Source organism: Novosphingobium album (ex Liu et al. 2023) (assembly GCF_029076845.1).
Lineage (GTDB): Bacteria > Pseudomonadota > Alphaproteobacteria > Sphingomonadales > Sphingomonadaceae > Novosphingobium.
Window position 1 is genome coordinate 54,766 of the sequence record NZ_JARESE010000019.1, and the last position, 12,230, is coordinate 66,995.

Sequence of the window (12,230 nt, forward strand, 5' to 3'; positions counted from 1 at the left end):
GCGGGCTGGCCGTCAAATTGCCCATCGCACCGACCATCAATCCGCAACATCGGCATGAAGCACCGTTGCCTGTTCGGGGCCATAGGCGGGCACCGGCGGCCGCTCGCCCTGGATCTGCACGCGATAGCCCGAGCGGGTATGCGGATAGTAATCCCAGATCGCCCGGTGATGGGTGCAGCGGTTGTCCCAGAAGCAGATCGAATGCGCGCGCCACTGGAAGCGCACCTGGAAATCGGGCTTGGCGCAGTGATCGTAGAGGAATTCCAGCACCGCCGCGCTTTCCTCGGGCGGAATGCCGTTGAGGTGCGAGGTCTGGCCGCGATTGACGTAAAGCAGCTTGCGGCCTGTCACCGGGTGGCGCGCGATCACCGGATGGACATTGACCGGCGCGTCCTTGCCGAAAGCGCGGCTGCCGTCATGCGTGGCGGTCAGCGGCGCGAGATAGGCCTTCATGTTGTCCGACAGCGCGTCATAGGCGGCATACATGCTGGCGAACAGCGTGGCGCCGCCGCCGTCGGGCGGCACGGTGTGCAGGTACAGGATGCTGCCCAAGGGCGGCGTCTGCGCGCAGGACTGGTCGGTATGCCAGCGCTCGCCCGCGACCTTGGCCGAATTGGCATCGAAATGCAGCGCGCGCACGTCGGGATAATCGGCGTGCTGGCGGCTCTCGGTCGAAGGGCCGACGTGGCGGTGCAGCGTGCCGAAATGCATCCCCAGCTCGCGCAGGTTCTCGACGCTGACCGGCTGGTCGCGGAAGAACAGCACCAGGTTTTCCGCGAAGGCGGCCTTCAGCTCGGCAAGCTGGCTGTCGTCCAGCGGGCGGGTAAGGTCGATATCGCCGATTTCCGCGCCGATGTGCGGGGTCACGCGGGTTACGGAGATTTCCCTGTATTCCATCGAAAAACGTCTCCACGCTACGGATCGGGACTGCGCCGGCATCCCGGATCAGAAATATATATCGCTACCGATGTATTTCGTCAATGGATAGTACATCGGCACAATCGCCACGCGCCGGCCCGCGCGCGAGGAAAATCGGTCAGGGATCGCTGCGGATCTGCGCGCGGCAGGCGGCGATGATCTCGGCGCCGGTCGCGTTCCACACCAGGCCGCTGGCGGTGATCGTCTCCAGCAGCCGGGCCAGCGCGGCGATGCGGTGCGGATAGCCCAGGATCCATGGGGTGATCGCCAGCGGCAACACGCGCCCGCCGCCCTGTTCGCGCGCTTCCCGGCCGATCCGCGCGAAGGCGGCCAGGACGGCGGCGGCGTAATCGTCCACCATGCGGTCCTGTTCCACCAGCAGGTGCCGGTCGGACAATTCGTGGCTGGTCGGCAACATCATCATCGAACTGGCGGGGCCAGTCAGCGCGTAAGGCATCTCGTCGTTCTGCCAGTCCGCGACATAGGTCACGCCGCGCGCCGCCAGCAGGCCCAGCGTGTGGAACGATTCGGAGCAGGCGGTCGAAAGCCAGCCGGTGACGGGCGTGGTCGCCGCCGCGCGCAGGCTGGCCAGCGCCTCGGTGATCCGCGCCGCTTCCTCCCCGGCGTCCATGCCGCCGTGCAGCGGCGCGTCGGCACGCCAGCCGTGGGCCATGATCTCCCAGCCCCGCGCCTCGACCGCCGGGATCAGCGCGGGATAGCGTGCGGCGGCGAGGGGGTCGATCGCGGCGCTGGCCTTCAGCCCCAGCCGGTCCAGCACGCGCAGGATGCGGTGAATGCCGATGCGGTTGCCATAGTCGCGATTGGCATAGGCCCACAGGTTGGGCGCGGGCGGCTCCAGTGCGCCGGTCGGCCGCACCGGGCCGCTGGCGGGATGGAGCGGGAAATGCTCCACCGGCACCACCAGCCACAGCGCGACCGGCTTGCCGCCGGGCCAGGCCAGGCGCGGCCAGGCGCGCGCGGTGCGGTGGGCGAACCAGTCATGGTCCAGGCCCGGGCCGCGCTTGGCGTAAGTCAGGTACGAGGGATCGAGAGGCATGGCGTTCAATCCGCGAGCAGGGGGAACTGGCCGGCCGCGCCGACATGGGCGGCATAATGCGCGGCGATCTCCCGCCCGGTGGCGAACCACACCGCTTCGCGCGCGCCGATATGATCGAGCACGGTGTCGAGCGCGTCGATGCAGTGCGCCTGGCCGATGATGAAGGGATGCAGCGGAATGCACAGCACCGTGCCGTCGCGCTCGCCTTCCTCGTAAAGCTGGTCGAACGCGGCCGTCACCATCGCGGCCCATTGCGCGGCGCTGTAGCTGCGAAAGCCCAGGATGCGGATATCGTTGATCTCGCTGGAATACGGCACGCAGACAAGCTGGCCCGACCGCAGCTTGAGCATGACCGGCCGGTCATCGGGCACCAGGTCTATGCTATAGGAGATGCCGCATTCGGGCAGCAGGTCGAGCATCGTCTCGGTAAAGCTGATCGCCGGGCCGAGGAAGCCCGCCACCTGCTGGCCCGAACAGCGCCGGATCGTCTCCACGCTGTCGCGGATCACTTCGCGGACTTGCGCCTCGTCCATGCCGAACAGCAGGCGGGTGTTGTAGATGCCGTGGCTGAGCAGTTCCCAGCGCCGGTTGACGCATTCGCGCACGATCTCGGGAAAATGATCGCAGACCGCCGCATTGAGCGAGACGCTGGCCCGCACCTGATGGCGATCGAGGCTGTCCATCAGCCGCCACAGGCCCACGCGGTTGCCGAAATCGCGCCGCGAATAGGCCAGCACGTCGGGCGCCGGGCGATGCCAGGCCGCGCGCGCTGGATTGGCCGGCGGATCCAGCTCGTAGAATTCGATGTTGGGCACCAGCCAGACCGCGATCCGCGCGCCGCCGGGCCACTGGATCGGCTCGCCCCGGTTTGCGCTGGCCTCATATCTGTCCACGATCGTTCCCTTTTCCCGTGAGAGGCGCGGCCTAGGTGCCGGCCCGCGCATCCGGCCGGTCGAGCGCGGTGACGTCGATCGCGCCGGCGCCCGCCGCCAGCGCTTGCCCCAGGCGGCGGTGCACGGCCTCGGCGATGGGCCCCGGCGGCACGTCGGCCAGCGCGAAATCGAAGTATTTGCGCGCATTGGCGGCGCTGAAGCATTGCCCGGTGTCGCCGCGCATCTGCGGGAACTTGGCCGCGATCCGGGGATCTCCGGCGGCGGACGTGGCCAGCACCTCCAGCATCAGGTCCAGGTCCAGCCCCGCCCGCTCGCCCATCGCGACGCCTTCGGAAAAGGCCATCATATAGGAGATGTAGATGATCTGGTTGATCAGCTTGAGCAGCATGGCCGTGCCCGGCGGGCCGACATGCGCGACATGGCCGCCCAGCACGTCGAACAGTGGCCGCGCGCGGGCGAAGGCATCGGCCTCGCCCGCGACCATGATCGTCAGTTGCCCGTCGATCGCGCCCTGCTGCGATCCGCTGACCGGCGCCTCGAGGTAGGCGATGCCTTTCGTGCGCGCCTCGGTGGCGAAAATCCTGCTGGCGGAAACGGGCAGGGTGGTGAAATCGATCACCAGCAGGCCGGCCGGGGCTTCGGCGATCAGCCCGGCCGGGCCGAGCAGGACATTCTCGTCCTCATCGGGGCCCGGCACGGCGATGATCACCGCGTCGGTCACGGCGACGAGTTCGCGCACCGAGGCCAGCGCGCGTTCGCCGAACGCGCGCGTCACCTCGGGCCGCGTGTCGATGACGAAGACGTCGAACCCGGCCGCGGCCAGATTGCGCGCCACGGGCAGGCCGATGCGGCCAAGGCCGACCACGCCGATCCGCGCGAGCGCGCTGGTTTGGGCCTGACCGGACATCGCGCTTGCCGCCCCTCGCCTAGCCGGCCTCGGCCTGCAGCGCGTCGAACTGCGCTTGCGCGGCCTGGCGGTAGAGCCGGCGGATGCGGCTGACGCCGACATCGCACTGGAGCAGGTTCTCGCGCTCCAGCGCGCCGTGCGGGATGGCCGAAAGCGCGACCGCATCCTGCGCCAGCACTTCGGCGCCACGATCGGAAGCGCGGTTGCGGTAGAGGAAGCGCCAGGCATCGCGCTTCCAGCCGGTGTGGCGGATCATGCGATAGTTCCACACCAGGGTGTTGTCGCGGTCGATCGGTGTGGGGAAGCGGAACAGCCGCCCCAGCCCGCCGGCTTCCTTGGCTGGATAGGGAATGTCGGTGATCGCCCAGAAGCCGCTGTTTTCATAGTGTTCCAGCCAGGTACGATCGAGATTGACGCCTTGCTGGTTCTGCCGCCAGACGACGAAGCCGCGCTCGGTCTCCTCGAACGCCATGTCGGCGTCCTTCTTGCCCTCGCGCAAGGCGTGGGTGCCCAGGTGCAGGAACGAGCCGTGGGCCGGATCGAACTGGTTGTCGCGCAGCAGTTGCCAGTTGCAGCCGAAGCTGCGGATATCGAGGAAGCCCTGCCATTCGCCCGTGCCGAACTCGTCGGGAAAGCGCAGCGGCGGGGGCGCCCCTTCCAGCGGGCGGCTGCTGAAATAGAGCCAGATCGCGCCGTGGCGTTCCTCGGCCGGATAGGACTGGATCAGCTTGCGGCCGACCATGCGGCTGCCCGGCTGCGGCGGCGTGGCGGTGACGACGCCTTCGCCGTCAAGCTGCACGCCATGGTATTCGCAGGCGATCTCGCCTTCGCAGACATGGCCGAGCGAAAGCCGCGCGCCGCGATGCGGGCAGAAATCCTCGATCGCCTGGGGCCGGCCGGCCTTGTCGCGCCACAGCACGATCTGGCGGCCCAGGCGCGTCAGCCCCAGCGGCTTCACTCCCAGGTCCACGTCCCGGCAGACCAGGTACCAGCTGTCCAGCAGGCCGGTTTCCAGCAGATCGTCGACGGAAGACGGTTTGCCGCCGCTTATCTTATCCATTGTTCTTGCTCCTGTATCGCCCGCGCCGATCACCAGGCGAGGCGCCGCAATTCGTCTTGCAGGCTGTCTTCGGTCCAGGTCTTGCCGCCCCGGTCGGTCACGTCGATGGCGTTCAGGCCGCGCGCCAGATCGGCCAGCGTATCCGCGCCCTGGCCCAGTACCCGCTCCAGCCCGTCGCCCAGGGCATTGCGATAGGCGATCTCGACCGGATCGGCGTTGTAGTCGTGCGGGTCGAAACTGAATGCGATGGCGTCGTTCAAGGAAGTGTCCTCCAGCGTCGCGCGCGGCGGCGCGGTTGCATGTGGTTGCCGTCTGGCAGGGTGGGTTCGCTGCGACAAACAATAACGGTACCGATGTATCCGTCAAGCGCGAACATTCAGTTTGCATCGCCACCGATATAAATATACGCTCCGGCTTTCGCAAACGATAGAAGGGAGCCCCCCGTGACGTTCAGCCTGACCAGACGACAGACGATCATGCTTTCCGCTTGCGCGGCGGCGCTGCCGATGCTGGGCGCCTGTGGTTCGAAGCCGGCGGGCAATGGCGCCGATCAGGTTACGCTGATGTTCGACTGGGTGTTCGAAGGGCTGCACGCCGCGTTCTTCTATGGGCTGGAAAAGGGCATTTTCGCCAGGCACAAGATCGACCTGACGCTGCTGCCGGGCACGGGCAGCCGCAACGCGGCGCTGGCGGTGGCGGCCGGGCACACCACGTTCAGCATGGTCGATGCCACGGTCATGCCGCAGGCGGTGCTGCAAGGCACCGACCTGAAGGCGATCTACTGCTTCATGCCGACGACGCCGTTCGGCGTGTGCTACAAGAAGTCAGCGGGAATTGCGGTGCCGACCGACCTTGCCGGGCACACTTATGGAGATTCGCCGGGCGCGGCCACATATGTGCTCTGGGCGCTGTTCATGAAGAAGCTGGGCGTCGATCCGAAGACGATCAAGCTGGTCAACATCAGCCCGTCCTCGCAATGGGCCGCGTTCCGCAACGGCGAGTTCGACGCGACCTATACCGCGATGAACAACAGCTTCGTCAAGGTCAGTCGATCGGACCCCGGCGTGGGCGCGTTCCCTTATGCCGAGCATGATTTCAACATCCTGTCCAAATGCATCGTCGCCAAGCCCTCGACCGTGGCGAACGGCGATCTGATGGCGCGGTTCGCCGCCGCCGTCACCGAAGCGGTCGACGCCGCGAAGGGCCAGCGCGATGCCGCCATCGACACCTTGCGCAAGAGCATCACCTTCAGCACCCCCAGGGAAGAACAGCGCGCGATGCTGGACGATACGCTGGACAAGCGCATCACCAGCCCTTCCACCGCCGGCAAGCCGCTGGGCTGGATGCCCGAGGCGGACTGGCAGAACGTGATCGACATCATCGGCCAGACGACGCCCGACGTGAAGCGGCTGAAGCTGGCCGACCTGTTCACTAACGAATTCATCCGCGGCTGATCGCATCCGCCATCGCCCGTTGCGCGCATCGCCGCCGATGCGCCGATGCCGCCGCGGCGCGGGCATCGGGCCGGTGTGCGCCACGGGCACGGCGATCGCCGCCGAACCCTGGAGACTAGCCATGGCCACCATGCAATTCCGGTCAAAGCCGTTCGCGGCCGCCACCAGCGCCTTTCGCGCGGGCACGATCACGCCGCGCGATTTCCTCGAAGACTGCCTTGCCGCGATCGCCGCGCGGGAGGACGAGGTGCACGCCTTCGCCGCGCTGAACCTTGCGGGCGCGCGCCACCAGGCCGATCTGGCCAGCGCGCGCTGGCGCGAGGGGCGACCGCTTTCGCCGATCGACGGTATGCCGATCGGCATCAAGGACGTGATCGAGACGGCCGACATGCCCACCGGCATGGGATCGCCGCTGTTCGAAGGCACGATGACCGGGCGCGATGCCGCCAGCGTCTTCGCCTTGCGCGAGGCGGGCGCGGTGATCGTCGGCAAGACGGTGACTTGCGAATTCGCCGCGACCGAGCCGGGGCCGACGCGCAATCCGCATGACTTGCGGCGCACGCCCGGCGGATCGAGCAGCGGATCGGCGGCGGCGGTGGGCGCGGGTATGCTGAGTGCTGGGCTGGGCACGCAAGTGATCGGATCGATCGTGCGGCCGGCCAGCTATTGCGGCTGCCATGGCTTCAAGCCCACCGTGGGCGCGATCAACCGGGGTGGCAGCCACGATTTCAACAGCCAGAGCGCGCAAGGCGTGCTGGCCGCCTCGCTGGCCGATTGCTGGCAGGTGATGCGCGAAATCGCCCGGCGTGCAGGCGGCGATCCCGGCTGCTGGCCGTTCCAGGGGCCCGAGGAGCCGCCCGCCGCGCGCGTGCCGGCACGGCTGGCCTTCATCGAGACCGCTGGCTGGGCGGTCGCGACCCCGGCCGCGCGCCAGGCGATCGAAGCGCTGCTGGACGATCTGGCCGGCTTCGGCATCGCCATCGGCCAGCGCGGGTCCGACCCGCTGGTCGAGGATATCGAGCGGCTGATCGCCGGGGCGCTGCCGCTGTCGCAAGCGCTCAATGCCTGGGAAAGCCGCTGGCCGCTCAACCTCTATGCCGCGCGCGCGCCGGAAAAGCTCAGCCTGGCGATGCGATCGCGGCTGGCCATGGCCGAAGCGATGACGCCCGAAGTCTACGCCGGCAATCTCGCCCGGCGGCAAGTGGTGCGCGATGCCTATGCGCAGTTGCGCGGGCGCTACGACGCGGTGGTGACGCTGGCCGCGCCCGACGTGGCGCCGATCGGGATCGAATCGACCGGCAATCCGGTCTTCGCCGTGCCTGGCTCGATGCTGGGCGTGCCGGCGCTGTCGCTGCCGGTTTTCGCGATCGGCGGCCTGCCGCTCAATCTCCAGATCATGGGTTTCGCGCGCGATGACGCGGATCTGTTCGCCGTGGCCGGCGCGATCGAAGGCATCATCGATCCCCCGGTGTAGGCTCCGCAAGGCCGCGCGGCCGGCCCGGATTCGCGCGCGGCTTTGCGCCGGGGCGCGGCGATCAGCGTCGCTTTCCGGCCCGGCGCGCCGCCCCGCGCGGCCGAACCGCCGCCCCGCAGCGGCCACCACCTGCGGGAAACCCCTTGGGGGGCAATATATTTCACATTTATATCAGCGATTTATGACAAATTTCTGGCCAATGGGGCGCTTTTGCCAAAGCTTGCTTACAGTATGATTGCATTGGGTCCGATATATGTGTATCGTCCCCGATATAAATAAAAGTGTGTCTGCGGGAGAACGGTCACCCAGAGAAAAAAGGGGGAAGTCGCGTGCAAATCCATAATCCCTGTCACCATGGCAGGTGGTCCAGCCGGACCACCGAACGATCGGCCGACACGATCACGAATACCGACCGGCGCAATCCATCCGGCACGCATTTCGCGGCCATGTCCCCTCGCGGGGGCCGGGCCCTTTCGATGAGTGTTTGCGCAACCGTCCTGGCCATGACCATGGCCTTTCCCGCCATCGCGCAGGCGCAGGCCGCGCCGGCCCCGCAAGGCGATGACAGCGCGATCGTCGTCACCGCCACGCGGCGGGCCACCACGCTGCAGGATACGCCGATCGCGGTCTCGGTCACGAGTGGCGAGACGCTGGCGAAATACAACATCACCTCGTTCCAGGATCTGAGCAGCCTGGAACCCACGCTGGTGGTCAACAACCAGGGCGTCGCCGGCAACCAGTACATCATCCGCGGCATCCTGTCGGACATCGGCTCGACCACCGGCTTCTACATCGACGAGGCACCGATGGTGGGCGGCCAGGCGGTGCAGGCCAATGGCGACGGCAAGCCGGGGATGCGGCTGCACGATATCGAGCGGATCGAAGTGCTCGAAGGGCCGCAAGGCACGCTGTTCGGCTCGGGATCGATGGCGGGCACGCTGCGCATCATCACCAGCAAGCCCAAGCTGGATGCCATCGCCGGCGGCTTCAGCGCCAGCCTGGCCGGGGTGAAGAGCGGCAGCGCGGCTTATGACGGCGATGCCTATTTCAACCTGCCGCTGGCCCCGACGGTCGCGGTGCGGGCGGTGGCCTGGGGCGAGTTCGGCGGCGGCTACGTCGATCACACCATCAGCAACATCGCCGGCACCCAGTCGCACACCAACCACAACGTCGATGACAAGAACGTGTGGGGCGGGCGCGTGTCGATGCTGTTCCAGCCGAACGAGGCGTTCTCGTTCATGCTGCAGGCCAGCCATCAGCAGATCGCGGTCGACGATTACCAGGCATGGCTGCTGGGCGAAGGCGCCTACAACATGACTTTGCCGACGGTGGCGCCCTATCGCGACAATTACGAGCTCTATTCGGCCACCGCGACTTATGACACGGGCATCGGCACGCTCACCGCGATCGGTTCCTACGGCGATCAGTACGTGTTCCACCCGGAAGACACCACCGCGATCAGCCAGGGGCTGGCGCGCCGGTTCAACCTGCTGCCGGACAAGACGATCATCACCAGCTTCCAGGACTTCAAGAACTATACCGGCGAGCTGCGCTTCGCCTCGAAGCTGGACGGGCCGCTGCAATTCGTCGCCGGCGCGTTCTATGAGCATGACAAGACCGATGCCATGACCACGGCGGTGCGCGCCGACGAGGCCACGGGCATCGCCCCGTGCTATACGATCGACACTTGCGCGCCGCTGGGCCTGCGCGGAGCGGGCTTCAGCGTTCCCGGCCTGGTGCCGGCCAGCAACGTCAAGAACACCTCGCTGTTCAAGGAAACGGTCAACCAGTGGGCGGTCTACGGCCAGGTCGACTACAAGATCCTCGACAAGCTGACGCTGACCGCCGGCATCCGCTATTTCAAGGCCAAGCTGCACGATTATGGCTTGTCGGTGCAGAGCATCGCGCCGGACTGGGCGACGGGCAAGATCAGCACGCCGGCCGTCACGCGCGACAACCGCACCACGCAGGACAGCCCGAGCTACAACTTCTCGCTGCTCTACGAAGCGACGAACGACCTCAGCGTCTATGCGCGGGCCGCGTCGGGCTTCCGCATCGGCGGCACCAACAATGCCGCCTCGCTGGCCAGCCAGGTGGGCGTGATCGTGCCCGAAGCCTATGGCTCGGACAAGCTGTGGGACTATGAACTGGGCGCCAAGCTCTATCTGGCGCAGCGCCGCGTGTTCCTGGACGGCTCGATCTACCAGATGAACTGGACCGGCCAGCAATTGTCCGCCACCGATCCCTCGGGCGCGTTCGCCTACGTGCTCAACGCGGGCAAGACGCGGATTCGCGGCGCGGAGCTGAAAGTCACCTACAACTCGCCCATCGGCCTCACCATGTCGGGCGGCATCACGTATACCGATGCCGTGCTGCGCGAGGATCTGGACGCGGCCGTGGTCAAGGCGGGGACGATCGGCCTGAAGGGCGATCGCCTGCCGCGCGTGCCGCGCTGGACCTTCGCCGGACAGATCGAATACGAGCACGCGCTGAGCGATACCCGGTCGTTCTATGCCCAGAGCAACTTCAGCTATCGCGGCGCCAGCGAATATACGTTCAACGACCTCAACACCTATAACGAGACGCTGCCTTCCTACTTCCTGCTGGGATTGCGGGCGGGCTTCCGCGCCGGTCCGTTCGACGCCTCGGTCTTCGTGAACAACCTCACGGACAAGATCGCGATCGTCGGCATGGAGAACGGCAGCCACGGCGACAAGGTCTACACCGTGCCGCCCCGTACCATCGGCGCCCGCTTTCAGGCCCGTTTCTGAAGCGCGCCGTCGCACGGTGCCCGGCGGGGGAGCGGCGCGCCGTTCCCCCGCCCTTTCCGGGAGGAAAGACGATGTTTCGATTCCTGTTCGCGAAGTTCGCCCTGCTCGCCGCGATGATCGCCCTGGCGGCTCCCGCCCTGGCGGCGCCGCCGCCGCCACGCCTTGCCGACGCGGCCGTCGCGCCGGTGGCGGCCAATGTCGCCGCGGCCATGCCTTGCGCCGATCTGCTCAAGGTCGATTTCACGCGCCTGCCCGAAGCGCCCACGGCCTTGCTGGGCGCGGAGGAAGTGCCCGCGACCGCCTCCGCCAAGGCCTATTGCCGCGTCACCGGCTATGTCCAGCCGCAGATCGGCTTTGAGCTGCGGCTGCCGGTGTCCTCGTGGAACGGCCGCTATTTCCAGGTCGGCTGCGGCGGGCTGTGCGGCGTGATCCATATCGAGAACTGCGGCCCGGCGCTGGCGCGCGATTTCGCCGTCGCCGCCAACAACCTTGGCCATGTCAGCGATTCCTGGACCGATCCGCTCTGGGCGATCGACCCGATGCTGCGCGAAGGGCTGGGGCGGCGCTCCACCCATGCCGTGGCGGTCGCCGCCAAGGCGATCCTCACCACCTATTATGGCAAGAAGCCCGCCTTCAGCTATTTCCAGGGCTGCTCCACCGGCGGCCGCGAGGGCCTCAGTGAAGCGCTGCATTATCCCACGGACTTCAACGGCATCATTGCCGGCGATCCGGCCTTTCCCGGCCGGCTGGCGCTGTCGAGCAACTGGAACGCGGTCCACCTGCTGGATGACCGGGGCAAGGCCGTGTTTTCGCCCGCCAAGCTCGCGCTGCTGCACGCCGCCGTGCTCAAGGGCTGCGACGGCATCGACGGGCTGAAGGACGGCATCATCGAAGATCCGCGCGCCTGCCGCTTCGCGCCGCGCACGCTGCTCTGCCCCGGCGGCGACGGTCCCGATTGCCTCAGCGCCGCGCAAGTCGCCGCCGCCGAGGCGCTCTACGCGGGGCCGCGTGACAGCAAGGGGCTGCGCTATGCCCCCGGCGGCTCGCCCTATGGCAGCGAACTGTCCTGGGATGGCGACAATCGCCGCGAGATCTCGCAAAGCAACTTGCGCTATCTCGCGTTCAGGGAGCCGAACCCGGACTACGATTACCGCACGTTCAATTTCGACACCGATCCTCCCGCCACCGCGCCGCAAGCCGCGATCTACGATCCGGTGGCGCCGGGCGAGGCGCCGGACCTTGCCGCCTTCCAGGCCGCGGGCGGCAAGCTGCTGGCCTATCATGGCTGGGCCGATCCCGGCGTGCCGCCCGAAGGGACGCTGGACTTTTATGCCCGGGTGGCGCGCGCGCAGGGCGGGCTGGCCGCCGTGCAGCCGTGGTTCCGCCTGTTCATGGTCTCGGGCATGTTCCACTGCCGGGGCGGCGATGCGCCCAACACGTTCGACCTGCTCTCGCCGATCATGGCCTGGGTCGAACAGGGGCAGGCACCCAACGGCATCCTGGCGACGCAGTACAACCCGGACAAATCGGTGAAGCGCACGCGGCCGCTCTATGCCTATCCCTCGGTGGCGCGCTACACCGGCAAGGGTGACGTGAACGATGCGGGCAACTGGCGCGAGGTCAAGCCGGCCAAATTCCGCGACGACGCGGTCGACTGGGCCTGGGCGCCGAAGAACTGAAAGGCGCGTTTCCGCCG

At 67.4% G+C, this 12,230-nt stretch carries 10 protein-coding genes; 4 read left to right on the forward strand and 6 right to left on the reverse strand.

The features are described from left to right. Positions 1 to 36 precede the first annotated feature (36 nt). The 6 genes from PYV00_RS07300 to PYV00_RS07325 form a co-directional block, all read right to left on the reverse strand. Entirely contained in the window at positions 37 to 897 is an 861-nt protein-coding gene (locus tag PYV00_RS07300; RefSeq protein WP_275227617.1) for a TauD/TfdA dioxygenase family protein, read from the reverse strand. Between the two features lie 139 nt (positions 898 to 1,036). Further along, positions 1,037 to 1,975 (reverse strand): polysaccharide deacetylase, encoded by a 939-nt coding sequence (locus PYV00_RS07305; RefSeq protein ID WP_275227618.1) that lies wholly within the window; start codon positions 1,973 to 1,975, stop codon positions 1,037 to 1,039. A gap of 5 nt (positions 1,976 to 1,980) precedes the next feature. Next, positions 1,981 to 2,868, reverse strand: a complete 888-nt coding sequence (locus tag PYV00_RS07310) for a polysaccharide deacetylase family protein (protein ID WP_275227619.1) — start codon at positions 2,866 to 2,868, stop codon at positions 1,981 to 1,983. Positions 2,869 to 2,899: 31 nt separating this feature from the next. After that, entirely contained in the window at positions 2,900 to 3,775 is an 876-nt protein-coding gene (locus tag PYV00_RS07315) for an NAD(P)-dependent oxidoreductase (protein ID WP_275227620.1), read from the reverse strand. A 19-nt stretch (positions 3,776 to 3,794) separates the two neighbouring features. Beyond that, on the reverse strand, positions 3,795 to 4,835 hold the full coding sequence (locus PYV00_RS07320) for a Rieske 2Fe-2S domain-containing protein (RefSeq protein ID WP_275227621.1): 1,041 nt from the start codon (positions 4,833 to 4,835) through the stop codon (positions 3,795 to 3,797). Positions 4,836 to 4,864: 29 nt separating this feature from the next. Next, the gene (locus tag PYV00_RS07325; protein WP_275227622.1) at positions 4,865 to 5,095 is read right to left on the reverse strand and encodes a recombinase-like helix-turn-helix domain-containing protein; all 231 of its coding nucleotides are present in this window, start codon (positions 5,093 to 5,095) and stop codon (positions 4,865 to 4,867) included. Positions 5,096 to 5,278: 183 nt separating this feature from the next. Between PYV00_RS07325 and PYV00_RS07330 the strand changes: the two genes are divergently transcribed. The 4 genes from PYV00_RS07330 to PYV00_RS07345 all read left to right on the forward strand — a co-directional run bounded on the left by PYV00_RS07330 (position 5,279) and on the right by PYV00_RS07345 (position 12,213). Then, positions 5,279 to 6,289 (forward strand): ABC transporter substrate-binding protein, encoded by a 1,011-nt coding sequence (locus PYV00_RS07330; protein WP_275227623.1) that lies wholly within the window; start codon positions 5,279 to 5,281, stop codon positions 6,287 to 6,289. 37 nt (positions 6,290 to 6,326) lie between these two features. Next, a complete protein-coding gene (locus tag PYV00_RS07335; protein ID WP_275227624.1) occupies positions 6,327 to 7,763 on the forward strand; it encodes an amidase in 1,437 nt (478 codons plus the stop codon). Positions 7,764 to 8,239: 476 nt separating this feature from the next. After that, on the forward strand, positions 8,240 to 10,534 hold the full coding sequence (locus tag PYV00_RS07340) for a TonB-dependent receptor (protein WP_275227625.1): 2,295 nt from the start codon (positions 8,240 to 8,242) through the stop codon (positions 10,532 to 10,534). A 71-nt stretch (positions 10,535 to 10,605) separates the two neighbouring features. Continuing rightward, positions 10,606 to 12,213: a tannase/feruloyl esterase family alpha/beta hydrolase gene (locus tag PYV00_RS07345; RefSeq protein WP_275227626.1), complete on the forward strand. Its 1,608-nt coding sequence runs from the start codon at positions 10,606 to 10,608 to the stop codon at positions 12,211 to 12,213. The last annotated feature ends 17 nt before the right edge of the window (positions 12,214 to 12,230 follow it).

Coding starts and splice junctions, on each gene's coding strand:
- PYV00_RS07320 (WP_275227621.1), bottom strand. CDS start 4,835: ATGGATAAGATAAGCGGCGGCAAACCGTCTTCCGTCGACGATCTGCTG.
- PYV00_RS07315 (WP_275227620.1), bottom strand. CDS start 3,775: ATGTCCGGTCAGGCCCAAACCAGCGCGCTCGCGCGGATCGGCGTGGTC.
- PYV00_RS07305 (WP_275227618.1), bottom strand. CDS start 1,975: ATGCCTCTCGATCCCTCGTACCTGACTTACGCCAAGCGCGGCCCGGGC.
- PYV00_RS07300 (WP_275227617.1), bottom strand. CDS start 897: ATGGAATACAGGGAAATCTCCGTAACCCGCGTGACCCCGCACATCGGC.
- PYV00_RS07335 (WP_275227624.1), top strand. CDS start 6,327: ATGCGCCGATGCCGCCGCGGCGCGGGCATCGGGCCGGTGTGCGCCACG.
- PYV00_RS07340 (WP_275227625.1), top strand. CDS start 8,240: ATGAGTGTTTGCGCAACCGTCCTGGCCATGACCATGGCCTTTCCCGCC.
- PYV00_RS07345 (WP_275227626.1), top strand. CDS start 10,606: ATGTTTCGATTCCTGTTCGCGAAGTTCGCCCTGCTCGCCGCGATGATC.